Raw genomic sequence first — 23807 nt, 5'->3', positions numbered from 1 at the left:
TTTGCATTGACAGGGCAATCCCTGTATCGTGTCAGCGGTCAAATAAGCGGCTCTGATGGTGGGCCTCTCAGCTATGCCAGTATCATTTTACTCAAAAGTCTTGATTCAAGTTTTGTCAAAGGTGCTGTATCAGAAGATTCCGGAAAATTTATTTTTTCTGATATTCCTCATGGCACTTATAGAGTGTTGACCAGCATGGTAGGTTTTGCTTCAAGTTACAGTGAACCCCTGCTATTGACCAAAGATGTCGAACTAGAACCAATAAAATGTCAGAACAGGAAGCGCTTGCAGAAGTAGTCATCGTAGAGCGAAAACCACTCTATACCCATAAAGTAGATCGGTTGGTCATCAATATTGAAAACAGCATCGTATCAGTTGGGGTACGGCACTTGAAATATTAGAACGCTCGCCCGGGGTAGTGATCAACCAGCAAAACAATACCATCTCACTTGTAGGTAAGGAAGGCGTTGTATTGCTCATCAATGGCAAAAACAGTAATATCCCAACTAATGCCATGGTACAATTATTACAGGGGATGGCGGGGAACAGTATTGAATCCATCGAACTCCTGACTACACCACCTCAAATTATGATGCCGAAGGCAATGCAGGTTTTATTAATGTAGTATTGAAAAAACGAATGGATATAGGCCTCAATGGCTCGTACGCATTTTCTGTTGGTTATGGGCTTGGGTTTATCAATTCAGACAATATCAATTTTAACTACCGAAAGGATAAGGTCAATCTGTTTGGCAGCTATTCCTTTTCTAACCGATAATAAAATTCAGCAATTTTTGGCCAGCAGGAAAGTATTCAGTGGAGGGAATGTCTTTTCAAATTTGACTACGACAGAACGCGATGCAGTACAACGAAATCACAATGTCCGAATAGGTCTGGACTATGAACTGTCCGATAAAACGATCCTTGGAGTACTGTTCAATACCTACGACAATCGATGGTCCATGAACGCCTTCAATCAAAATACAGCTGCTAAAAATAATGTATCAACCCAATTTATAGAGTTGATGAATGATGAAGTAAATCTGTGGCAACACGCGGTGCTAATATCAATGTCAAACAAAATGTCTCTAAATCGGCTTTTTGGACGCTCAACCTGGATTACCTATATTATAAAGATGACAATCCCAATGACTATAACAATAGCATCTTTGATGAGCACTACAACTTCATCAGAACTGATCTGGCCAATAGTACCAAGTTAACTCCCATCAACACCTTTGTGGGTACTGGGATTATGCCAACAAACTATCTGACAAAGTCAATCTCGAACTTGGAGTCAAGGCTACTGTATCTACCTTTAATAATGATGTAGAAGTCAATAATTTTATAAACGGTACCTGGGTAAATGATATTGATCTTACAAATAACAGTATCCTGGATGAAAGATCTACGCGATATATTCTGCTATGGATATTTCATTAGATGCCGCTACCACCTTAAAAGCAGGACTGCGATTTGAACAGACTGATTCGGAGTTGGAGACAGACAAAGAGGGGAAAGTGGTCGATCGCAATTACGGAAAAAATATTTCCCACCATATTTTGAATAGAAAAATCAATAAAAATGTCAATATGAATTGGTCCTATTCAAAGCGCATTACTAGGCCGACATTCAATGACCTGGCGCCTTTCGTGATATTGCTGGACCTAACTACTTTTTGGCAGGCAATGCTGCACTGCAGCCGGCGATCAGTAATAATTTTAAATATGATATTACTTATGCTTCATATTTTCTCTCCCTTCAATACACTCACCAATCCTCTCCGATAGCAAGCTTTCAAGAGCGCATTGATAAGGCTACCGGGAGATTGATCTTTGAAGCCTCCAACCTGGACTATACCAAGACCTATTCGGCCACTGTAGGAATGCCTATTCAAATAGCACCCTTCTGGAAAACTCAAAACAACTTCAGCCTGGTATATCAAACTGTCCGTGCCACACGAGATGCAAAGCCGCTCCAAATATCTCTGGGTAATTATTCATTAAACTCTATACATGCTTTTAAGTTATCCAGTTCATTCAATGCTGAACTTTCCGGATTTTATAATAGTCCCGGATTTTTGGCATAGCCCGATACAAAGGATTTTATGGCATCAATGCCGGTGTCCAAAAATCCTTAGGTGATAAGTGGGGCTCACTGAAATTTTCTGTCAATGATATCTTCGAATCTATCATATTTAAGGGCGGTACCAATATCGAGGGAGAAGGATTTGAGACCGATAATAGCTTTGACTTTAGCAATCGAACTTTCACGCTAACCTATTCCAGAAATTTTGGAAGAAGCCAGGTCAAATCCTCAAGAGACCGCAAGACAGGATCTGAAGAAGAAAGAGGAAGAGTCAATCAGTAAAAGGCAAGGAGAGGTGCAGTAGCTCATCCATATGCAGCCTCATGCACTTTGTGGAGAAATTTTTCCAGAGTCTGGTTAAATAACTCAGGATGCTCCATCATAGGTGCATGGCCACATTTTTCTACCACCACCAGCCCGAGTTAGGTATTAATTCTTTAAATCGCTCACCTACAAAAGCTGGAGTGATATTGTCCTCTTTGCCCCACACCAATAATGTGGGTATAGTGATATTAGATACTTTATCTTCTACATTGTTGCGCATAGCACTTTTGGCAGTGAGCACGATGCGGAGACCTTTCATACGGTCATTGACGATATTAAAGACCTCGTCGACCAATTCTTTGTCAGCATTGGCGGGGTCATAAAATGTAAGCTCCGTTTTGTTTTTGATGAATTCGTAATCGCCCCGTTTAGGAAAAGTAGTACCCATAGCGGACTCGAAAAGCCCAGAACTACCGGTGAGCGTAAGAGATCTTACCTGCTCAGGATACTTCAGCGTATAGAGTATAGCAAGATGACCTCCAAGGGAATTACCCAGGAGATCTACGGATAAAAATTCCTTAAAATCAGTAAATTCTTTGACATGCTGTACAAGGCCTTCGAGAGACACTTCTGTGATGGGTAATTCAAATATCGGCAGGATAGGTACTACAACATTGAGTTTTGATCAAAGTGATGAAGGATGCCTTTGAAATTGCTCAAGGCTCCAAATAACCCATGCAGTAATAGCAATACAGGCTTGCCAGGTTCGTCTCAATGTATTTGAACCCATGATCATATTGCACTTCGTAGTCCATTACTCTTGCTTCCACAGACGATCGCTTTAATGTTATAAACGACGAAGATAATTAAACGAGTATGGCATTCAAAATTTTCGGGCTTTATAAATTTTATTAATTAGAAGGGTCCTGTGAAGGGATTTAAAGGATTTGACTAATTTCATTCATTTAAAATTAAGGGATTATGCTTAAAAATTTGTTTATAGTTTGCTCAGCCTCTTATATTTGATCGCAAATCTTGAGGCTCAGACTAATCAATCCTACAAGGTACCTGTATATAATGATGCAGATCGACTGGCGCATATACAGAAGATGCTACCTCTGATAGACAGCCTCTACAAAAATTACGCAAAGGCAAGAAATTTTCCATCACTCTCCTATGGTGTTCTATTGGATGGTAAAATAGTCTACTCTGGCCATGTCGGCAGTATACAATTAGACAAGAATATTCCCTCAGATATCCACTCGATGTATCGCATTGCGTCCATGAGTAAAAGTATAACCGCTATGGCTATCATGCAGTTGAGGGATGCAGGAGCGCTTCATTTGGATGATCCTGCTTCAAAATACCTGCCTTATCTCAAACAGGACAAGCTGCTCACGACCGATGCACCAGCTATCACGATCAGGCATCTGTTGACACATGGAGCTGGCTTTCCGGAGGACAATCCCTGGGGTGATCGTCAATTGGAGGATAAAAATAGTGACCTGGTCGATTTGATCCAGCAGGGAACGTATTTTTTTCTAATGTACCCGGCATCACTTTTTGAGTATAGCAACACCGGATTTGCCCTGCTGGGCCAGATCGTAGAAAAAGTGTCTGGCAAAACGCTCGAAGCCTATACCAAAGAAAAAATCTTCCTGCCATTGGGCATGACCCATACGGAATGGGAGTATACCAAAGTGCCCGCCGATAAATTGGCTCACGGTTATCGGAGCACAGGTGGTCAGTGGGCAGAGGAACCACTCTTGCACCACGGCTCGTATGGTGCTATGGGAGGATTGATCACTTCTATTGAAGATTTTTCAAAATATGTGGCTTTTCACCAATCAGCCTGGCCGCCAAGATCCGGGCCCGAGCATAGTGTCCTCAGGAGGAGTACCCTTCGGGAGATGCAGATGCCTGGCAATTTTAGTGGGTTAAATCCAAATTTTAAATATGCCAGCGGACGCCCCTGTGCGGTGGTATCGACCTATTTCTGTGGCTTGGGATGGATGATGGATTGTGAGGGTAGAGTTTATATCGGGCACAGTGGTGGATTGCCCGGTTTTGGCAGTCAATGGCGCATGCTGCCGGAGTATGGGCTGGGCGTAATCTCCTTTGCCAATTTGACTTATGCCGGTCTGGGAGGCATAAATCTTCAAATTTTGGATACTTTGATCAAGGGAGCTGGTCTAAAACCTTTTGCCATCCCTCCCTCTGATATCCTGCTGCAACGAAAAAAAAGAAATTCTGGACATCATACCGGATTGGACGGATACTAAGGTTGCTAAATATGGTCATGGCACTACGAACATTTTTGCCGAAAACTTTTTTCCCGACTATGGATTGGAACAGCTTAGGACCAGCCACCGATCTATGTTTGACGATATCGGTCAGATAAAATCTATCGATGAGGTAGTTCCTGAAAATCAGTTAAGGGGTACATTTAAGATCCATGGTGAGCAAGGCAGTCTCCTGGTGTTTTATACCCTGAGCCCTGAGAATCCCCGCTTATACAAGAACTCAGACTGTCAAAAGAAGAATAATATTTTTATGAAATTGAAAACGATATTCATTTTAAACACCCTCCTTCTCTTACAAATGGAAGTGTGGGCTCAACATGGCAGCCTTTTTATTATCGGTGGGGGAGACAGGCCACCTTCCCTGATGAGGACCATGATAGATGCTGCTGAATTATCATCCCGGGATCATATTGTTATTCTCACGATGTCCAGTGCTGATCCCGATACTTCGTATTATTATATCCTGCAAGATCTACAGCCATTTTGTCAGCAAGTGATCGCCAAACTGCAGTTTGCCAAGGAAAATGCCCAGGACAAAACCATGTTGGATTCGCTCCGATCGGCAAAGTTGATTTTTATCACAGGAGGTGTACAAAGCAGATTTATGGATGTCGTCCTGAATACACCGATATATACTGCGATACATGAAGCTTATGATCGGGGTGCTATGATCGCAGGCACGAGTGCAGGAGCTGCTGTGATGAGCCGGGAGATGATCACCGGCGAACAATGGAGAGCGGATACGCTATACTCCGGAGCTGTCGATCGTATGGTCAGGGACAATATACAGATCGCACAAGGATTGGGTCTACTAACCAGCGCTATCATCGATCAACATTTTGTAAAAAGAAGCCGATACAATCGCCTGCTCACTGTATTAAATCAATATCCTGGCAAAACGTGTATTGGCATAGATGAGGAAACCGCTATTTTGGTCAAAGGCCATACTGCCAGGGTATATGGTGAAAGCCAGGTGATCGTAATGAAAAATCCTCGTGGGACTACCTACTCCAAAGACAAGAAATTGCGCATGGAAAAAGCAACTTTAAGTATTCTGACTGAAGGCGATAGATTTAAGTTATAGACACTCCTATTACTAATCCATCAATATATCGTTAGTAAATACAGTGACCGGCAACATGACATATTCTTTCATCACAACTCTATGCTGTACGGATAAATTAGTTTTATGTTTTTTGATGAAGGCGTCTTGTCCGATCGTGACAGTCTGAGATGCAATAGGTCCCGGGCATAAAAACTAAACTTATGGCCATGAAAAGCGGTATACGACATCGTAGCACTTTTGACCTCAAGGTCCGGATAGTAGTTCACGATTTTTTATACAGGCTATTTTTTCCATGGATTTAAATTTTCAACATCAAATCAACTTTGTCAAAGATCCTCTACGATGAAAACTGCATTATTGTTTAGATCATAAAAACCAAACTCATTGGTATTCCAGGGAGTAGCTAATCTAAGACGATCCCGACCCACGGTATTCCTTAATACGAATTCTTCAAATATGGGTTCGATATTTTTACGAAGATCCTGATCACTGATCCACCCAGTAGTGGGTCTTCCAAAGTATTGGCATGCCACTGGAGGTGTATATGCATCCCGTCTCTCACCAGCACTGCATACATAGTATCTTTAAAATCAGGTCAAACCCTACCCTATCACGATACCATAATACATCGCGATCGATATTCTGGCTTGGAAGGACGGGCGTGATTTGTACGATAGATGATTTCATTGTTGAAAGTTATGCATATTTGTTGTTTTGGGAGTTGTGGTTCTCTACATCATGTCTTTATTCGATCGGGTTCACCGCGACTTGGTCAGCCTGATGGGAGTACTGTTCAGGAGCTGATTTACTCCGACTGAGATAAACCGTGGTTGCCCTCCAATAAACCACCGCCAAAACCTATCTTTGCCCCCATGCAACTATCCACCGAATTATCGACCCGCAGTGAATCTACATGTGAACTCTGTGGTGGCACCTCCTTTCTCTCTGCCTATACCGTGCCCCCTAAATCAGGCACCCTAACCGATCACCAGGTAGTAGTCTGTGAGACTTGCCTGGGCCAATTGGAAAACCAGGATCAGCTGGATCCTATCCACTGGCGATGTCTCAATGAAAGTATCTGGAGCCTGACTCCCGCCGTTCAGGTCGTATCACTAAGATTACTTCGTAAACTGACTGATCAGGCCTGGGCACAAGACACCCTGGGCATGATAGATCCGGATATTATGGTCGTTGAATGGGCTGACGATACTGATACCGGAGTAGTAGATGAAGTGCACAAAGATGCCAATGGGCAGGTACTGCAACAAGGAGATACCGTTGTGCTCATCCAGGACCTAAATGTAAAAGGGGCCAATTTTACTGCCAAAAGAGGTACTGCTGTACGAAGGATCACCTTAGTCAATGGCAATCCTGAACAGATCGAAGGTCGGGTAAATGATCAGAATATCGTCATACTGACCAAATATGTTAAAAAGTCAGGTTAAACCGGCCAGTTTTATTTCGATACCGTTGCCTTTGTGCAGGCAATAAATCATGATATCCATAATTAATTATATGATCATGAACTGCACAATATGGCATTGTTTTAGCAATTATAGTGTTCAGAATACCCGTATGATCCATTAATTTTGCCCTCCCTATAGAAAAAACAATAATGACCACTGACTTAAAAAATAAAGTACTGTCGCATATGGCGCGGTTGATAGATCAGCGGCGAGTACAGCTTATAGCCTCCAATATCGAGGACTTGGCTCAGGCGGACCCAGCTGACCTGGCCATGTATGATCGCCTCAAAATAGATGATAAAAAGGTCGAGTCTATGATCAGGTCGCTGCAGGATACCATTATGCAGCCAGACCCTATTGGCCGGGATAGGTATGAGTTTCATCATCCGCAAGGTATGCGGATCGTAAATAGGACAGCGCCTTTCGGGACGATCCTGATCATCTACGAATCCAGGCCGGATGTTACGATTGAGGCAGCAGCCCTGGCATTTAAGGCAGACAATACGATCCTGCTCAAAGGAGGTAAAGAGGCCCGCAGCTCCAATCTATATCTGGTCGCACTGTGGCACGAATCGCTGAGTGCCTACGATATCAATACGGATAAGATCCAATACCTCGACTACACCCGGGAGCAAACTTCAGAACTACTCAAAACCTCCGGGACCAGGATAGATCTGGTGGTGCCAAGAGGTGGAGATGCCCTGATAGAGATGGTCCGGTCACTTTCCACGGCACCGGTATTGGTGAGTGGACGCGGTAATAACTTTGTATACATTCATGAAGATGCTGACATCGATATGGCGATAGAGATTGTAATTAACTCCAAAATGCATAAAATCAGTGTATGCAATGCTACTGATAAAGTTTTGTTTGACCGAAATCACCCGCAACACGGTATTATTATCACCCGCCTGATAGACAAGTTACATGCAGTTGAATGTGAGGTCCTGGTCGATAAGACTTTGGAAGATAAGGCGCTCCAATCCAATCTGACTATCGTACAAGGTGAAGATATATGGTACGAAGAGTTTTTGGCCAAAAAAATCATGTTTTCGCTCATCGATGGTCTGGAGGATGCCATAGCAAAAATCAATACTTATTCCGGCGGACACACTGCTGTAATTGTGTCGAATGACAGTGAGGTTGCTACAAAATTTATGGAATCGATCGATGCTGCCTCTGTCATACACAATGCTTCTTCCAGATATACGGATGGTGGTCAGTTTGGACTTGGAGCAGAGCTCGCTATCAGTACTGACAAACTGCACCACCGGGGGCCGCTCGGACTCGATCATCTGGTGACTAATAAATGGTATGTCTATGGTCAGGGCCAGGTCAGAGACTAAAATATTATATAAAAGGAGATGAAAAAAAGAAGAATAGTCATCAAACTGGGCAGTACGACACTGACTAGAGGTACTGACAAGATCTCCAGGGGAAAACTGGAAGATATCGCCAGGCAGATCAATGATCTCAATGACCAAAACGAGATTGTGATCGTCACTTCTGGAGCCATTGCTGCCGCTAAACACTATATCGAGCTCAATCGTGGCAATCCCGTAGCGGTCAAACAAGCCCTGGCTGCCATAGGTCAGCCGGTGCTGATGCGATTTTACCAGGAGGTGTTCAATGACTATAGCATCAAGATAGGCCAGTGCTTACTCACGTACCGGGACTTTGAAAACGAACTATCGAGATCCAATACCCTGGCCACCATCAATACCTTGCTGGAGAATGGATATATCCCTATCATCAATGAAAACGACACCATTGCCACCGACGAAATCAAATTTGGGGACAATGACAAACTTGGGGCACTCACAGCAGTCTTGCTCAAAGCAGATCTATTGATTTTGGCTTCTGATATTGATGGAGTGTATGATGCTGACCCAAAATCCAATGCCTCTGCTCAACTCATCCACACTGTGACCGATATTCAGGCTATCGAACACCTTCAAAACGGGAGTAGTGTATCTTCGCTGGGGACCGGTGGTATCAAATCAAAAATAGAAGCTGCCCGTATCTGTGGTGAATACAGCATAGAGATGTGGATCGTCAATGGGGGTTATGATGGATTTGCAGTCAAAGCCTTAAATGGAGAGATAGCATTTACTGCATTCGCCGTAAAATAATCCATGAAGCAAAATCACATAGTGAGTGGATGATCCTCACTCTTTTCTTTGTGCCGTAGAAAAATATAGTAATACAATAAAATAAATAATCCTATACTGAAGGGTATCAAAGCCAGGTGCCTGCCATCGAAGCCACCAATGATCGGCGTCTCATCGATGCCGGTAAACTCACAGATCATCCAGGTACTATTGGCTGCTATCCAGAATATCACTGCCAGGTTATGGGCCAATTCAGACTTGTATTCTTTGTTTTTAATGGTAATATAGATAGCTACAGAAAGCGTCGGTATGATCATGAGTACCCCCAACACTTTAAAATTGAGACACCAGGATATATCCTTGAGCAACCAAAAAAGGATATGCATATTTTCCATACGACGCAGTTGAGATGGAATTGAGTAATAAACTGGATTCGGAGACATTTGCCTGATTTTTTGCGAAAGATAAATATTAATCAAAAGTATGGACTCACCTTTTTTTCAACCCCTAAGGTCATGTATTACGGAGGTCTGATTCCAATTCGATTTTGGTTCGACACTGCACATTAGGCACAACTAGTTTAATCTTAATTTCGTTAATTTTGATGTACTCAATCGTTATGACATGACTATCAGATCTTTAGTTTTTCTTCTTTTAATCCTTTTTTGTGGGTCTTGTGCAAAAAACGAACCAGGTATAGAGATTTATGATCATACCCTCCCACTGCAGGAAGACATTACCAGGGTCGGGTCCGTAGAGTTAAAATCCAAATCCAAATCGTATCATTATTTTAGTCATACGGTGTATCCAAACTTTCCTACAGATTTTTGGTTGTATGATAGTACCATTACTCAATGGATACCTAAAGCTGATTTTCCCGGAGCTGACCGGTTAGCGCCCATGATGGTATTTTATTCTAACCTTTTGTATATGGGATTGAGCACGGCGCAACCACTTCCGGATTTAAATGATTGGTATTCTTTTGATCTGAGCGCAGACCTATGGAGCAAAAAATCTTCTTGCCAATTCAAAATACCCGGTGCAATGGAGCCCAGTATATCAGGTGAAAAAATTATCATTGGATGCGCTTACGTGTTGGATGCAACCTTGTGTCCCCTCGTGTATACTACTTCTTCCGATAGCTGGACCAGGGATCGACTTAACTGTGATTCGACACGCACTACGTGTTATTAACCCAAAACAAAGAGACTATTGAAAACAATAGTAAAATTATACAGCTAACTTCCATTTTGATAGCTCTTGAAAAAGAAGCCCTTGAGTTAAATGGCGTATCAAAACCCCACCCAAATCATGGCTGGAATGTAAAGCCCTCGTTTTTAGCGAGGGCTCTTAGAAAGTTTAATGGTGGTCTTGATCCCGATGGAAGTCGAGATCAAGAACCCCGTATGGAATAATAATGAGTTCTAAAAATACATTTCTTTCAAGAGCATTTTTAATTAATTTTTAAAAATGAAAAGAAATGGAAAAGAAAAAGGAAGAAGTATGGCAAATTGTTTACCCTCACAGCGCAGGGATTGATGTAGGGTCTCGATTCCACATGGTAGCGGTGGGACAGTCTGATGATCAGGTAAGGAAATTTGGAATCAATACCGATGATCATAATTTGATGATAGATTTTCTCAAAGTTCACCAAATAACTCATGTAGCAATGGAGAGTACAGGGAGTTATTTTCAGACTTTATTCTTGGCACTTCAAGAAGCAGGATTTGAAGTTAGCCTGGTGCATGGAAGCCATACTAAGGGTATCGGCGGTCAAAAAACAGATGTAAAAGATTGTAAATGGATACAAAAATTATTCACCTATGGGTTTTTGAAATCTTGTTTTTTGCCATCCAATGCAACTATGGAAATAAGAACATTAAATCGACATCGAAATAATCTGATCGACGAGAGTTCTAGGTTATTGAACCGAATAGGCCAATGCATGAGACAAATGAATATCCGTCTGGATGTAGCCATCAATGATTTGGGAGGCAAAACAGGACAATCGATAATACAGGCAATTGTAGAAGGTCAACGAGATGGAAATAAATTAGCTATACTGGCCGATTCGCGAATCAGAAAAGTCATCAAGAACTAGCACAATACCTTCAAGGAAGGTGGAATGATAATCAACTCTATATTCTGAAAGATCTCCATCAAGCATATCAGTATGTTCGTAATCGAATAGAAAATTGCGATCAACAAATGAAGAATTGTTTTGATCAAATTATTGAATCACAAGGGGCAGAAGAAGCTGGTAAAATTAATCTGACGAAGAAACAAAAGTCAAGAAATAGCAGCAGTTTAAATGTCTGTACAACAAGTTATCAATATTATGGTGTTGACCTAATGGAAATAGAGTGTGTCAGTGAAGCCACTGTGATGTCATTATTGGCGGAAGTAGGAAGAGATATATTCAAATTTAGTACAGCCTCGAAGTTTGTCAGTTGGTTACGGTTGGCTCCAAATAATAAGAAAACCGGAGGTAAAATCATAAGCTCCAAGACCCCACAGACTACCAATAAATTTACATTGACACTACGAAATGCAGCCAATACAATTAGTAGAAAAAAAACAGGTTACCTGCTTCATTTTTTTCAAAAAATAGCTTACAAAAAGGAAGAGGAGCGGCAATTACTGCAACCGCCAGAAAAATGGCTGTGATTATTTGGAATATGATCACAAAAAAACAACCATATAAGCCAATAGATATGGATCAGTACAAATTAAAAAAAAGACAAAGAACGTTGAAGACAATCAATAAATTAATAAAACATATGGAAATAAATACAGATGAATTAATTATTGGTAGTCAACGCTTGGCGGGAAGTTAGATGGAAAAATTCATTAGCGGTTGAATTTTTTATCCTTCGGATCCCGATGATGAATATCGGGATGCTGATAGAACCATCAGTCACTCTGTCAGAGGTTAATCCTGATATTGATTATGAAATAAATTCTTCCATCAAAAAGTTCACAATTCATTAATCAATCAATCATCAGATCGTTCATAGAAATTCAAATGAACGATCTCGGATTAATTTTAACCGGAGAGTTAAAAATGCAGTCGACCCGGATTAAAAGACCGACCACATCTAAGCTTACTCTAAATCATTTTTTGTATTACCTATGATCATCGCGATCATTGATTTCTATATGAATACCACCTTCGGCTTTCTTAAATCCCCTGATCGAATAGGCCAGCCCCAACATATAGTATCTGCCGAGTGCATTGGTTCGCTGGGTCTCCAGGTAATTGAGTTGGCTACTTCTGCTGATCCCTTTGTTGCGATCCAGGATGTCAAACACCGTGGCGATGACTTTTAGCCTTTGATCTTTGCCCACATAACGGGTGAGACTGGCTTTCCAAAGAGGCACCACCAATTTATCAGGCTGGCTGGATTGTGAGTATGAAATATAATCATACTCCGAATGTAATGACCAATGGGTATTGGGAGTGTAAGTGAGCTCACCAAAAAGATTTGTCTCTTTATATTTTTGATTTAGACTCTTTTGTATGGAGTATTCAGCAGTGTTACCACTCAGCTTGATTCCAGCCAGGGCGTCCACTTTTTCTTTTCTCCTGTTCTCCAAAGAAAAAGTCACCGCATTGCCAAATCGATTGACCCTGTTTTTTCGCTATTGACGAAAAGAATACTCTTGGCCAATTGAGACCGAAGTCTGATCTTAGATACTATTTTAATGGCTTGATGGGCGTACTGAATTCGATATTGCCACGCATCGCTTTTTCATCTTTCACATTGACAGGCTGTATGGTGCGACGATACAGAGAGTCTACCTCGATCAGGTCAGTGATTCTATTTCGGGTATAATTGTATCCAAGATTGCCGAAAATAGAAGTAAAAGAAAACTGGTTGTAGCGAAAATACGAAGTATTGAATGAATGAACATACTCTGGTCTAAGGGAAGGATTGCCCACATAGATATTGAGTGGATCTGAATTGTTACTCGTAGGTTGCAACTGCTGCAAAGAGGGTTCTTGTACCCTGGTAGAATAATCAAAGTTGAGGTGATGAGCAGTGCCAAATTCGTAATTGAGATTGGCCTCCGGCAGCAGGCGGGTGAAACCCACTGTAATTGGGTTTTCATTATTCAATACTTCCCCATTTAGTGCAGCATGTTGAAGACTCACTCCATAGGACAAATAATACTTACTGCGGTTTTTGATCATTCGCACTCCGGTATTATACACAGTATACCCGCGATTGTAATTGTTAGATAATAATTCATTTCTGATCTCTATCCCCGGATCGATGATATCATAGAAATCTGTATTGGTTTTGTTCCTGCTGTTGGCTGCATATGCGTTCCACTCCAGGTATTGTTTTTTGCCAAGAGGCTCGGTATAGGATATTCTTCCATCATATTGGTTTCCCCGATCTGTATAAAGTTGATTTTGAAGTATAGTGTCTGCATATATACTACCAATAAAATATTGATTGATCGCATCCAGATAGCCATCCCTGTCCGTATTGCCAAACCTACCTGAAGTACTCAATACCAGGGAACGACCCGACTTTTTAAATCTGCGCTGCCAGGTGAGCGAGGTGGTAAAATTAAATCCATTCCCATTGGCCAGGTATTGTCTTGCACTTTGGTTGACGGGCATATTTGCTGTCAGAAAGGTAAGATTCTGCAAGTCACTGTTGTATTTATTGGCGCTCCAACCCCCGTTGCCCCGAATGATCAGGTTTTGAAATGAATCCAGCTTTGATTTGAGCCTGAAAGTGATATTGTGACCGTTGTTATTACTTATCCGATCTTCATCCTCTTTGCTATTGTATGATTGCTCGCTAAGCAAACTTTGCCTTTCTGTAGAATTCACCAGGGCATTTTTCATCTCATTGAGGAGGTAGCTTGCTGTCAGTTCAGTCTTGCTGGTAATATTTCGATTGATATTGATGCCCCCTGCCATAGACCTTTGTATTCCTTGGACAGCACCACCTCCTACGGGCAGCCCTGATTCTCCTCCAACCTCTATACGCATTCTACCTCCACCTCCACCTTGCATAAAAGAGCCTAGCCCTCCCATAAAATCTATATAATCATTCATCGAAAAACTCTGATCATTGATATTATTGCCCAGGCCGATGATGGAGGTGCGGGCCTTAGGGGCAAACCTATTGAGGTTAAATTTTGTCTTGAACCTATCATGAGTTCCGCCTGCCAGCTCTGCCGTACCAAAATGTCCATTTTTGCGATTTTCTTTGAGTTTAAGATTGATGGTTTTTTCATCGCGACCATCTTCCACCCCGGTAAATTCTGCCATGTCAGACCGTTTGTCAAAGACCTGTACTTTGTCTACCGCATCCGCCTCCAGATTTTTAGTAGCGATGCGTGTGTCCTTTCCAAAAAATTCTTTGCCATCCACCAGGACATTTTGCACATCTTCACCATAAGCTTTGACTGATCCATCACGTTGTACTTCCAGCCCGGGGAGTCGCTTGAGCAGGTCTTCTACGGCAGCACCTGGTTGGACTTTAAAAGCTTTGGCATTGTATTCTACAGTATCCTTTCCTATTTTCATCAGATCGTACTCACCGATGACATCTATATTGGGCAGGGCAGATGCAGACGGCAGCAAGGTGAGGATACCCAGATCGATATCATCTGTTGACGACTTGACATTTTTATTTAAAGTCTCCAGTCCCAGGAATAAGACCTGCAGGACATAGTCTTTATTTTTGCAGCCCGTATTTTAAATGTACCATCATCACCCGAAGTCACGAATTCCTGCATAATAGAATCTTTAGCACTGAGCAACATTACCGTAGCAGCAGGCAAGGAGTTCCCGGAAGAATCCTGCAAAACCCCTCTGACTACCAGTGATTGGGATGTCAATGCCGCCGATAAAAAAATAAAACCGAATAATATTGAATACTTCAATGGAAAGGAATAAGAAGTGAATAAAATGTGATTATGTCTATGACTGATATTTCCACCTATCAAAAAACCAGAGCCTTAGTTTTAATATGCTACTACGCTACAATCCCTCTTTGCGTCGTTGCGCGATGAATGTAAAACTCAACTTTGCGTCTTTGTGCCTGCCTGCCGGTAGGCAAGTCGTTGCGCGACTATTACATTGTTATTGCGCGAACAAAGTTCCTAATTCCTTTCCTCCCGAATCATGACTTTAAAAGTGCCTCCTTTGCCTTGTACCGCACCCATTTCTTCCATTTTTTCTTTTCTGATTTTTTCAAATTCTTCTCCAGACACTTTCTTTCCTTTTTCTGGTTTAGTCATTTCTCCTTCAGCCAGGTCCCGGAGTTCAATTTTAGACGCTACATAAATGCGCTCCCCGTTGTCAATATCTACCATCATGATCATGCCAGGCAAACCGGTAAATCCATTAGGCCCCATATTGGCAGGTAGTTTTGTCGTAAACCAAGCCACTGTATTGGTCGTGTCCTGTAACATCGCTTTGACACAAGTATAATCCAGCAGCGTTTTTTGCTCTCCGGTTATTTTCCAAAGTTGTTTTTTGTTTTCACCGTTGATTAAAAATAATTTTCCAAAAAACTCCTGCGAGTTGATCATGACATTATTTTTTACATCAGCGTATAGTGTATTTTCAGGGGATTTCATCACCATACGGATCTCGCCGCCATGCTGATCATTATTATTTACTTCTAGATCCTGGTTGCCCAGATTATTTTTATACAGCGATTCTCCACCCTGGAAGTATAAAACCTTTTGTACAGAATGTGTCTGTGGTATTTTTTTCATCATTTCCGGATCCTGGCCGGGCATCTCCATATGTAGCTTGATGGTTTCAGTAAAATTGATTACCCCCGAAGTCTGAGCCATCAGGCCATAAGAAAAGTAGAGAACGATAATGAGTACACTTATTTTTTTCATTGATATAAAATTTAGCATGTTTATAAATAATTGCTGGTGCAAACATAGGCAGACAAAATATGATTTGAGGTTAATCAAAGGTGGAAGCAAGGTTAATTAAGGTTAATGATATACACATCCCTGCAATATTGCGACTAATTTTGTACTGTGCCCAGACGAATAAACGAAAGATGGATCTCTTTGCTGATGTGGCCCAGCATGATTGTGCTCACGGCTTTCCTGACTATTTATTTGTACAAAGCCTACCAAACGGAAAAAGAAAATCTCAAAAAGAAGTCGGCTATCTTTTGTCAATGCGGTCAATTCAATTGAAGGTGGTCTCATTAATCAACTGATGTTCAGATCTGATAGCTTTAATAATAAATTTGAGTTTACTACTGATATCAAAGCTGATTCTGTCAAGGTGATGGTGATCAATGCTCAAGAAGACCAGACCATAGCCCACAACGGACCACATCCTTTAAAAATACTTACTCAAAAGAAAGAAATTGGCCCAAAAGGGGGCATCACTATCAAAAGAGAGATCTCTGAAGACAATCGCTCCCTGCATCAGACTGAAGGGGTCATCTCACTAATCCTTCGATCCAGTGTAAACAAAGGGATGTCTATCGATTCTCTCCACCGAACACTCAGCACTGTTAATAATATCTCCGATAGTTTAAAGGAAAAGTTTGATCTCAACCTGCAGCGCGCAGGCATACCCATCCACTATACACTCAATCAATATGCTGACACCGGTCAGGTCTCCTGGAATGAAAAAAATATAGCCGGAACCTACCATGACCTTGCTACCAATGAAAAATTTGATGTGTTGCTGCAACCAGAACCCTGGTTGATATTAAAAAAATTATGGGCGGAATTTTTTTGGCGCTTCTGTTATTGGCTTGCCTGGGCCTGGCATTCTACAGTATGACCACAACGATCAGAAGAGAAAAATCTTCTCGAAGCCAAAAGTGATTTCATTCAAAACATGACTCATGAGCTTAAGACCCCCATTTCGACGGTGCGTGTAGCACTAGAAGCGCTGCACGAGTTTGATGGAATCAATGATGTCGCCAAAAGGGATGATTACCTGAGGATATCCCGTAATGAACTGGATCGACTATCGCTCCTGGTCGATCGGGTGCTGTCTATGTCCAATATCGATCGGGCCTTACCAGCCGCCCAAAAAGAGATCATCCCTCTTACACAACTGGTCACTAATATCACAGAGACCTTGCAGCTGCAGACTGAAAAGCAACATACCCGTATTCTGATCCATCAATCCGAGCCTGATATCAGCCTGTATGCCGATCCTCAGTGGGTGTCCGGCATCGTCTACAATCTACTCGACAATGCTCTAAAATACAGCGACAAGGAAGAACCCCAGATAGACATCTATATCAATAAGAATCAAGATCAGGTAGAACTCATAGTAAAAGACAATGGCCCCGGAATAGGCAGTGACCATCAGCAAAAAATTTTCGAAAAGTTTTATCGTGTACCCCGTGGCAATGTCCATACGGTCAAAGGGCATGGCTTAGGATTGGCTTTTGTCTGGCGAATCGTCAAAGAAATGGGTGGTGCTATATCCATCGATAGCGAACTGGGTAAAGGATCTGTATTTAATGTTATACTCCCTGCCGGATGATCAGACTATTGTACGTAGAGGACGAACCCAACCTGGCGAAAATCGTCAGTGAAACTTTAAGTAGTCGCCAATTTGAGGTCCGGTTAGTGACGAGAGGAGATCATGCTGTGTCAGCTTTCACTGAATTCCAACCTGACATCTGTGTGCTGGATGTAATGCTTCCTCATCTGGATGGGTATGAAGTCAGTAAACGCATTCGCCTGCAGGACAAAAATGTACCCATCATCTTTCTTACTGCCAAAAATCAAACGGAAGATGCCCTCGATGGGTTTAGTAGCGGAGGCAACGATTATATCCGCAAACCGTTCAGTATGGAAGAATTGATCGTAAGGATTAAAAATTTGTTGGCACTCGTCAATAAAACTCCTTACCCAGATTCCAAACAAGATTTTATCCCCCTAGGCAGATACCTATTCTTTCAAGGCCGCCAGGAATTGTTGTTAAACGAAAAAACAAAAAGATTGTCCCACCGCGAGACGGAGCTGCTGTCCATGCTCCTGGAGAATAAACACGAAACTGTCCTGCGTAAAAACATCCTTGATAAAATCTGGGGCGATGATTCTTTTTTCAATTCCCGCAATCTCGATGTGTACATTACAAAATTGAGGGACTACCTCAAAGAGGATGAACAAATACAAATCATTACTTTAAAAGGAGTTGGATATAGATTGGTGGATTGAGGTGTGGGGTGAAGCTGCTAAATCTGTTACCTTTGCCAAAAAAAATTACATGTCGGGAATACAAGATCACGAGATAGACTACAAAATCTATGGCGAAGAAATGCAATATGTGGAGATAGAGCTGGATCCCAGTGAAACAGCCATCGCTGAAGCCGGAGCTTTTATGATGATGGACGAACCCATCCAGATGGAAACAATCTTTGGGGATGGCCGTAATCATGATAAAGGGTTTCTCGGAAAGTTAATGTCCGCAGGTAAGCGTGTTCTCACCGGGGAAAGTTTGTTTATGACCGCTTTTACTAATATGGGTATGAATAAACACCGTGTTTCATTGCATCTCCTTATCCTGGCAAAATCATTCCCTTAGACTTGTATGCCCTGGGGGTAAAATGATCTGCCAGAAAGATGCTTTTTTATGCGCAGCCAAAGGCGTGCAGGTGGGTATAGAATTTCAACGCAAGCTGGGTACCGGCTTGTTTGGAGGCGAGGGATTTATCATGCAAAAACTTGAAGGAGACGGGATGGCATTTGTCCATGCAGGCGGTCATGTGAAAAGGAATTAAAGCATGGGGAGACTTTAAAAATTGATACTGGATGTATTGTGGCGTTCACACCTTCGGTGCATTACAGTATTGAATTCATTGGGGGAATAAAAATACAATTTTCGGTGGCGAAGGATTGTTTTTCGCTACTCTTAAAGGCCCGGATATGTCTGGATACAGACTCTGCCGATCAGTCGGCTCGCCAGCAGGATCATCTCTTATGGTGGATTTAAACAAAAAGGTGAAGGCAGCATCTTAGGCGGGCTGGGCCGATTTCTGGACGGAGATGGTATTTAAAATTTAACCGGCATTAGCATATGACCAAATGGAAATATTTACTGGCCTATGCCGCTCCGGCAAGTGCTATAGCGGGTTTGTATTTCAAGGGGTGGGCAGCCCCCGGGGCTATGTATATTGGATTTGTTTTGATACCACTGATAGAAGGGCTTTTTTTAATAAAATGAAAAGACCTGCAAAACCTGAGTCGATCCATGAAAGCCCTGTCTTATTCAATTTGTTTCTTTATCTCAATCTTCCCTTACTGTATTTTATTATTTTTATTATTTGTATACGGTCCAATATACTTCTGGTCTGACTTTGGCAGAACATATCGGATTTATATTCAGCGTAGGGTTGGTCATCAGGGACAGCAGGGATCAATGTAGCGCATGAATTGGGGCATCGGCGCGGTCCTACCACAGATGGATGTCCTGGAGTTTATTATTGCCTGCATTGTATTTGCATTTTTATCGAGCATAATAAGGGACATCACAGATATATTGCCACCCCGCAAGATCCGGCTACAGCCGGCGGGGTGAACCGATCTACAGTTTTGGGTTAGATCAGTTACAGACTCCTACCGGCATGCCTGGCAATTAGAAAGAAAGATTACGATCAATAAATCGACCTGTCTACAGCAGGCACAATTTGATGATCTGGTTTCTGCTGGTCAGTTTGTTTTATCTGGCTGGCATCTTTGTTTTATTTTCATTTTATGCAATGATCATGGCGATGGTGATTGCTATCGTTGGTTTTCTATTTCTGGAAAGTGTCAACTATATAGAACATTATGGTTTAATGCGTACGGTGGACGAAAAAGGTAGTCCGGGACCGATCCATGACGGACTTTCCTGGGATGCAGATCAGCCTTTAGGCAGAATATTTCTGTACGAACTTACCCGGCATGCAGATCATCATACCAATGCTACTACTCCTTATCAGAGATTGAGCTTTAAGGCTGACAGTCCTAAACTAGCGCATGGTTATCCTGCTTCTATTTTATTGTCGTTAATTCCACCATGGTGGTTTAATACGATGGATAAACGATTGCCCACACAACCATAGGCCTTGTCACCGCTTCAGCCACCATCCCAGCCAGGCACCTACCAATCCCCAGGATACGATACTATCTATCAAGTCACCCATGGTATGCGTCTGGAACCAGATCGAGTTGGTATAGACAGTGGTCAGATAACTGATCATTCCAACCGCAAGGCTGGACAATAGAATCGACTGAAAATTCGTATTGTTCATTTTCAGGGACAACCATGCCAATAACAAGACTGCTATGATGTCGACGAATAGACCTCGCCCCATATTGGCACCCATGCTGGCATTATAGGCCTTGTGATAATAAACCTGTGCCCAGGGTTTACCGACATATGCTTCCATAGGATTTTCATGTTCTTGCCCGGGAGGTGTATTAGGCATATAATAAAAGCCTTCCTCAGATTTTCATTAAGGGCTTTAAAGTACTTCGTCCTGCTTTGGCGTATAGGCCTGCATGAGCTGTGGACATTGAGTACAGACCAGGACAAAACTGCCACAGAAATAAGATGATGCCGCCTACGAGTGCGCCGATTCCTAACTTTTTTCATAATAGAGGTTTACAATTTTTAAAAAATAGTATTAAGCAATCTAAATTTAAAAAAGGAGGATGTTAGACAAATTCAAAAAGGTAATGGGTATATCTTTATCAGTTTGCACCCTTTTTAGCCATTTTGGACAAAGAAAGTCGCTTTCTGCTTTGACATTGGATGATGATACTTTGGGATAAAATCGTTGTAGTTAACTTCGCTAAAAGCAGCAAGCAACAATTATTTGCAATATGAAATAAATGAATGCGGCTATTCGCCTTATATTTAATCCCATAATCATTCGATATATGTCATCAGAAGATATTTTAAATCAATCAGGTGCTTTGATCCTTGGTGCTGGTGTTTTGCCGTCAGTAACTCCATTTTAGAAACCAAAAAGGCATGGCCTCTGCAACGCCTGAGAGCCAGGGTGTATCAGTGAAGCAATCCTGCATTATTTACAAGCTGCCAACGCAAGTGGTCTGGAGCACCACGCATTTTGTTGATGCGGCATGGCAAAGTCATCTCAAGCTTATTGGAATCCATTTTACCCCAGATCATATTCACACTTTATATTCATTGAGTAAAAGCTTTACAAGTACAGCCATCGGCATGGCGGTGCAGGAAGGCAGATTTAAACTAACTTCCGTAGGTCATCTCGTTTTCGGAGCACTTGCCTGTGTCGGTATCAGACTATCAGGCCAGGCTGGAATCAGGCATCTGCTCAATATGGCCTCAGGACAGCTTCGGACACCATGGGACCGATGCATTGCAGCAGAAGGAGTGTCCAGGTAGAGACTTTTGACAGACCATTGGAAAAGAGCCGGGTACGCATTTTTGTACAATACAGGGAGCCAGCTATATGTGCAGTGCTATCCTGACAAAGTGACGGGGCAAAAAATGTTTGATTATCTCACTCCCCGTCTTTTCAAACCACTCGGTATCACCCAGGCTGATTGGAGAAAGTCCTGAAGGAGTCAATGTCGCCGGCTATGGCCTGAGGGTGACTACCGGGATATCATCAAGTTTGGTCAGTTATATTTAAACAAAGGACTATGGCAAGGAAAACAATTGATCAATTCAGCTTATGTAGATGAAGCGACTACTTCACATATAACTTCCAATCGGGTGATGGTGATTGGTCCCAGGGCTATGGGTACCAGTTTTGTGATACAAGCCGGGTTTTACCGGGAGATGGAGCCTTTGGTCGGTTTTGTATCGTCATGCCCCAGTATGATGCCGTCATCGCTGTCAATTCTGAAAGCACAGATATGCGAAACAAATGACTTTACTTTGGGATCATATATTGCCGGGCATCAAAGATGGCCCTCTGAAAAGGACAAATCGGTGCAAGAAAGGTACTGCAATTCAGTAATAATCTGACTCTGAATGCGAAACTGGGTGAATCGACTTCTCCATTGGTCAAAAAAGAATTAAACAACCAGACATATCAATTGAAGGAAAATCCTGGGGATGGCATTCGATTCAAATCAACACTAGTAATCCAAGGCGGTGAGATCATTTTGAACAAATCAGCCTCTGCGGGTGCTAAAATAGCTATTCCCTTCGGCTGGAATGCCTGGATATCCAATAGTCTGCGAATATTGAACCCTTTCTCCCGGGGATGCCGTAACAAGATTGCCTTCCATGGTAGCAGCTACTGCCGGTACTGAAGGCAACGATGTGTTGAAGATTAGATTAAAATACACAGAGGGCATCCATGGTGATCTATTGACCCTTAAATCGTCTAAATAATACTGGAATTGAACTGACACTTTTGAATAGCCTTGCTGAAAAAATCCAAATACAAAAGAAACCAGAAATAAATTGACAGGAATAATCTGATGCATTTTTTTTCGGATGTTGGCCTGTTGATATTTATAAAAAATAAAATACAATAACATGAAAATCAATATTTTCAATACTACTCCTTACATTCCTTATCGCATTGTCTTGCAAAATGAGAAGGCACCTGCCACGGCAGATCCAGCCCCTACAAATTCGGAGTGGGTCGAGCTCATCAGTGGCAAAGACATGACCGGCTGAAATCCTCAACAGAAAATGTAGGCACCTGGACAGTGGTTGATGGAATGCTACAAGCAGTAGAAAACGCAATCACTTATTTTATGTTGGAGATCAGTTAAAGGATAGTTTTAAAAATTTCGAGTTGATTGCCACGGTCAAGACTTTTCCATTGGCCAACTCTGGTATTTATTTTCACACTCATTACCAGGAGACAGGCTGGCCTTCAACAGGTATTATGGAGATCCAGGTCAACAATAGCCATATTGGCGAAGGTGATTACGTAGAGCTTAAAAAAGCGGGTAGCTTATACGGTATTCGAAATGTGTACAAATCTTTTGTTGAGGATAATGAATGGTACGAGACCCGTGCTTTGGTAGAGGCAAAAACGTACAGATCTGGCTCAATGGCCTAAAAACAGTAGACTACACCGAGCCCGGATGATTTTAATGGAAAAATTGAGCAGCGGTACTTTTTGTCTTCAAGGACATGATTCACTGAGTAAGATGCAGTACAAAAGTTTTAAAGTCAGACGATTGCCCGATGATGCAGTTTCCAATACTGTGGCCGCAGCATTTGGACCCTGGCAAGATAGTATGGCAGTGCTGCAAAGCCGCCAGTTTGCCTTCATCGATCTGAATCCGGATACCGATTTAAGTACAGATGCACTAGTAGACTATTGTTATCAATCCGGTATGAATGTTTCTATCGTCAGGGACCCTGCTCAAGCTGCTGAACTAAATAATATAGGAGCTCAACCTGTGTTCAAAGGGATACGTGTAAATGCACTCACTATTGATACCCATCAACCGGGCAGTGAAGATTACACCGTGGCTGAAAGCAAGGACCTCAAGGAAGCAAAAGGGCTTTGTTGTCTTCCGGCAAAATCAATATCTGG

General features: G+C 42.1%; 34 protein-coding genes and 4 pseudogenes. 28 read left to right on the top strand and 10 right to left on the bottom strand.

All coding sequences use genetic code 11. From position 1 onward, the window contains the following. The 8 genes and pseudogenes from IPJ09_21290 to IPJ09_21255 all read left to right on the top strand — a co-directional run. On the top strand, positions 1-297 hold a 297-nt coding region (locus tag IPJ09_21290; GenBank protein ID MBK7373907.1), incomplete at its 5' end, for a carboxypeptidase regulatory-like domain-containing protein. A 121-nt stretch (positions 298-418) separates the two neighbouring features. Beyond that, on the top strand, positions 419-625 hold the full coding sequence (locus IPJ09_21285; protein MBK7373906.1) for a hypothetical protein: 207 nt from the start codon (positions 419-421) through the stop codon (positions 623-625). Between the two features lie 2 nt (positions 626-627). Continuing rightward, positions 628-777 carry a hypothetical protein gene (locus IPJ09_21280; GenBank protein MBK7373905.1) on the top strand — a complete coding sequence of 50 codons (150 nt, stop codon included), beginning with the start codon at positions 628-630 and terminating at the stop codon, positions 775-777. Between the two features lie 16 nt (positions 778-793). Continuing rightward, a complete protein-coding gene (locus IPJ09_21275; GenBank protein ID MBK7373904.1) occupies positions 794-1222 on the top strand; it encodes a hypothetical protein in 429 nt (142 codons plus the stop codon). A gap of 25 nt (positions 1223-1247) precedes the next feature. Beyond that, a pseudogene (locus IPJ09_21270) lies at positions 1248-1442 on the top strand (outer membrane beta-barrel protein). Further along, positions 1427-1789: an outer membrane beta-barrel protein gene (locus IPJ09_21265; GenBank protein ID MBK7373903.1), complete on the top strand. Its 363-nt coding sequence runs from the start codon at positions 1427-1429 to the stop codon at positions 1787-1789. Before IPJ09_21270 ends, IPJ09_21265 begins: the two are co-directional and overlap by 16 nt. Further along, positions 1678-2088 (top strand): outer membrane beta-barrel protein, encoded by a 411-nt coding sequence (locus tag IPJ09_21260; GenBank protein MBK7373902.1) that lies wholly within the window; start codon positions 1678-1680, stop codon positions 2086-2088. Before IPJ09_21265 ends, IPJ09_21260 begins: the two co-directional genes overlap by 112 nt. Next, positions 2076-2369, top strand: coding sequence for an outer membrane beta-barrel protein (locus tag IPJ09_21255; protein ID MBK7373901.1), 294 nt, complete (start codon positions 2076-2078; stop codon positions 2367-2369). The genes IPJ09_21260 and IPJ09_21255 overlap by 13 nt, the downstream gene beginning before the upstream one ends. A 23-nt stretch (positions 2370-2392) precedes the next feature. Here the strand turns inward: IPJ09_21255 and IPJ09_21250 are convergent. Continuing rightward, a pseudogene (locus tag IPJ09_21250) lies at positions 2393-3101 on the bottom strand (alpha/beta hydrolase). A 254-nt stretch (positions 3102-3355) separates the two neighbouring features. On the opposite strand from IPJ09_21250, the gene IPJ09_21245 reads away from it, so the two are divergent. Both IPJ09_21245 and IPJ09_21240 read left to right on the top strand, forming a co-directional pair. After that, positions 3356-4633 carry a beta-lactamase family protein gene (locus IPJ09_21245; GenBank protein MBK7373900.1) on the top strand — a complete coding sequence of 426 codons (1278 nt, stop codon included), beginning with the start codon at positions 3356-3358 and terminating at the stop codon, positions 4631-4633. Positions 4634-4952: 319 nt separating this feature from the next. Then, positions 4953-5738 carry a cyanophycinase gene (locus IPJ09_21240; protein MBK7373899.1) on the top strand — a complete coding sequence of 262 codons (786 nt, stop codon included), beginning with the start codon at positions 4953-4955 and terminating at the stop codon, positions 5736-5738. A 71-nt stretch (positions 5739-5809) separates the two neighbouring features. Here IPJ09_21240 and IPJ09_21235 read toward each other — a convergent pair whose 3' ends face one another. Together IPJ09_21235 and IPJ09_21230 are read right to left on the bottom strand one after the other, a co-directional pair. Next, the gene (locus IPJ09_21235) at positions 5810-5986 is read right to left on the bottom strand and encodes a hypothetical protein (protein ID MBK7373898.1); all 177 of its coding nucleotides are present in this window, start codon (positions 5984-5986) and stop codon (positions 5810-5812) included. A gap of 60 nt (positions 5987-6046) precedes the next feature. After that, a pseudogene (locus tag IPJ09_21230) lies at positions 6047-6407 on the bottom strand (glyoxalase/bleomycin resistance/extradiol dioxygenase family protein). A 185-nt stretch (positions 6408-6592) separates the two neighbouring features. On the opposite strand from IPJ09_21230, the gene IPJ09_21225 reads away from it, so the two are divergent. The 3 genes from IPJ09_21225 to proB all read left to right on the top strand — a co-directional run bounded on the left by IPJ09_21225 (position 6593) and on the right by proB (position 9318). Continuing rightward, positions 6593-7165: a PhnA domain-containing protein gene (locus IPJ09_21225; GenBank protein MBK7373897.1), complete on the top strand. Its 573-nt coding sequence runs from the start codon at positions 6593-6595 to the stop codon at positions 7163-7165. Between the two features lie 170 nt (positions 7166-7335). After that, entirely contained in the window at positions 7336-8532 is a 1197-nt protein-coding gene (locus IPJ09_21220) for a glutamate-5-semialdehyde dehydrogenase (protein ID MBK7373896.1), read from the top strand. Between the two features lie 18 nt (positions 8533-8550). Next, positions 8551-9318 (top strand): glutamate 5-kinase, encoded by a 768-nt coding sequence (gene proB / locus IPJ09_21215; protein MBK7373895.1) that lies wholly within the window; start codon positions 8551-8553, stop codon positions 9316-9318. 14 nt (positions 9319-9332) lie between these two features. Here proB and IPJ09_21210 read toward each other — a convergent pair whose 3' ends face one another. Further along, complete coding sequence (locus tag IPJ09_21210) at positions 9333-9692, bottom strand: hypothetical protein (protein MBK7373894.1); 360 nt, start codon at positions 9690-9692, stop codon at positions 9333-9335. A gap of 229 nt (positions 9693-9921) precedes the next feature. On the opposite strand from IPJ09_21210, the gene IPJ09_21205 reads away from it, so the two are divergent. From IPJ09_21205 to IPJ09_21195, 3 genes are all read left to right on the top strand, one after another. Further along, positions 9922-10491 (top strand): hypothetical protein, encoded by a 570-nt coding sequence (locus tag IPJ09_21205; GenBank protein ID MBK7373893.1) that lies wholly within the window; start codon positions 9922-9924, stop codon positions 10489-10491. Between the two features lie 286 nt (positions 10492-10777). After that, on the top strand, positions 10778-11398 hold the full coding sequence (locus IPJ09_21200) for a transposase (GenBank protein MBK7373892.1): 621 nt from the start codon (positions 10778-10780) through the stop codon (positions 11396-11398). Positions 11399-11505: 107 nt separating this feature from the next. Beyond that, positions 11506-11964 carry a transposase gene (locus IPJ09_21195; GenBank protein MBK7373891.1) on the top strand — a complete coding sequence of 153 codons (459 nt, stop codon included), beginning with the start codon at positions 11506-11508 and terminating at the stop codon, positions 11962-11964. Between the two features lie 459 nt (positions 11965-12423). Here IPJ09_21195 and IPJ09_21190 read toward each other — a convergent pair whose 3' ends face one another. The 4 genes from IPJ09_21190 to IPJ09_21175 form a co-directional block, all read right to left on the bottom strand. Continuing rightward, entirely contained in the window at positions 12424-12906 is a 483-nt protein-coding gene (locus tag IPJ09_21190) for a hypothetical protein (GenBank protein ID MBK7373890.1), read from the bottom strand. Positions 12907-12994: 88 nt separating this feature from the next. After that, on the bottom strand, positions 12995-14905 hold the full coding sequence (locus IPJ09_21185; GenBank protein MBK7373889.1) for a TonB-dependent receptor: 1911 nt from the start codon (positions 14903-14905) through the stop codon (positions 12995-12997). 50 nt (positions 14906-14955) lie between these two features. Then, positions 14956-15207, bottom strand: coding sequence for a carboxypeptidase regulatory-like domain-containing protein (locus IPJ09_21180; protein ID MBK7373888.1), 252 nt, complete (start codon positions 15205-15207; stop codon positions 14956-14958). 219 nt (positions 15208-15426) lie between these two features. Continuing rightward, the gene (locus tag IPJ09_21175; GenBank protein ID MBK7373887.1) at positions 15427-16179 is read right to left on the bottom strand and encodes a GLPGLI family protein; all 753 of its coding nucleotides are present in this window, start codon (positions 16177-16179) and stop codon (positions 15427-15429) included. A 334-nt stretch (positions 16180-16513) separates the two neighbouring features. On the opposite strand from IPJ09_21175, the gene IPJ09_21170 reads away from it, so the two are divergent. From IPJ09_21170 to IPJ09_21145, 6 genes and pseudogenes are all read left to right on the top strand, one after another. Continuing rightward, entirely contained in the window at positions 16514-17092 is a 579-nt protein-coding gene (locus IPJ09_21170; GenBank protein ID MBK7373886.1) for a hypothetical protein, read from the top strand. Positions 17093-17149: 57 nt separating this feature from the next. Next, complete coding sequence (locus IPJ09_21165) at positions 17150-17809, top strand: HAMP domain-containing histidine kinase (GenBank protein ID MBK7373885.1); 660 nt, start codon at positions 17150-17152, stop codon at positions 17807-17809. After that, the gene (locus IPJ09_21160) at positions 17806-18489 is read left to right on the top strand and encodes a response regulator transcription factor (protein MBK7373884.1); all 684 of its coding nucleotides are present in this window, start codon (positions 17806-17808) and stop codon (positions 18487-18489) included. Before IPJ09_21165 ends, IPJ09_21160 begins: the two co-directional genes overlap by 4 nt. Positions 18490-18547: 58 nt before the next feature. Beyond that, a pseudogene (locus IPJ09_21155) lies at positions 18548-19328 on the top strand (TIGR00266 family protein). Positions 19329-19348: 20 nt separating this feature from the next. Continuing rightward, entirely contained in the window at positions 19349-19495 is a 147-nt protein-coding gene (locus IPJ09_21150; GenBank protein ID MBK7373883.1) for a hypothetical protein, read from the top strand. A 466-nt stretch (positions 19496-19961) separates the two neighbouring features. Beyond that, complete coding sequence (locus IPJ09_21145; GenBank protein ID MBK7373882.1) at positions 19962-20375, top strand: fatty acid desaturase; 414 nt, start codon at positions 19962-19964, stop codon at positions 20373-20375. A gap of 6 nt (positions 20376-20381) precedes the next feature. Here IPJ09_21145 and IPJ09_21140 read toward each other — a convergent pair whose 3' ends face one another. Next, positions 20382-20741, bottom strand: coding sequence for a hypothetical protein (locus IPJ09_21140; protein ID MBK7373881.1), 360 nt, complete (start codon positions 20739-20741; stop codon positions 20382-20384). Between the two features lie 548 nt (positions 20742-21289). Between IPJ09_21140 and IPJ09_21135 the strand changes: the two genes are divergently transcribed. From IPJ09_21135 to IPJ09_21125, 3 genes are all read left to right on the top strand, one after another. After that, positions 21290-21682, top strand: coding sequence for a serine hydrolase (locus IPJ09_21135; protein MBK7373880.1), 393 nt, complete (start codon positions 21290-21292; stop codon positions 21680-21682). Between the two features lie 6 nt (positions 21683-21688). Beyond that, complete coding sequence (locus IPJ09_21130; protein ID MBK7373879.1) at positions 21689-21859, top strand: hypothetical protein; 171 nt, start codon at positions 21689-21691, stop codon at positions 21857-21859. Between the two features lie 99 nt (positions 21860-21958). After that, a complete protein-coding gene (locus IPJ09_21125) occupies positions 21959-22270 on the top strand; it encodes a hypothetical protein (protein ID MBK7373878.1) in 312 nt (103 codons plus the stop codon). Positions 22271-22419: 149 nt separating this feature from the next. On the opposite strand, the gene IPJ09_21120 is transcribed toward IPJ09_21125, so the two are convergent. Continuing rightward, complete coding sequence (locus IPJ09_21120) at positions 22420-22737, bottom strand: hypothetical protein (protein ID MBK7373877.1); 318 nt, start codon at positions 22735-22737, stop codon at positions 22420-22422. Positions 22738-22789: 52 nt separating this feature from the next. On the opposite strand from IPJ09_21120, the gene IPJ09_21115 reads away from it, so the two are divergent. The 3 genes from IPJ09_21115 to IPJ09_21105 all read left to right on the top strand — a co-directional run. After that, positions 22790-22933 carry a hypothetical protein gene (locus tag IPJ09_21115; protein MBK7373876.1) on the top strand — a complete coding sequence of 48 codons (144 nt, stop codon included), beginning with the start codon at positions 22790-22792 and terminating at the stop codon, positions 22931-22933. Between the two features lie 121 nt (positions 22934-23054). Further along, positions 23055-23324, top strand: a complete 270-nt coding sequence (locus tag IPJ09_21110; GenBank protein MBK7373875.1) for a DUF1080 domain-containing protein — start codon at positions 23055-23057, stop codon at positions 23322-23324. Positions 23325-23349: 25 nt separating this feature from the next. Then, a partial coding sequence (locus tag IPJ09_21105) for a hypothetical protein (GenBank protein MBK7373874.1) occupies positions 23350-23807 on the top strand: 458 nt, incomplete at its 3' end.

This window comes from Saprospiraceae bacterium (genome assembly GCA_016709995.1).
Classification (GTDB): domain Bacteria; phylum Bacteroidota; class Bacteroidia; order Chitinophagales; family Saprospiraceae; genus JADJLQ01.
This window is presented reverse-complemented; position numbering and strand designations above follow the sequence as displayed.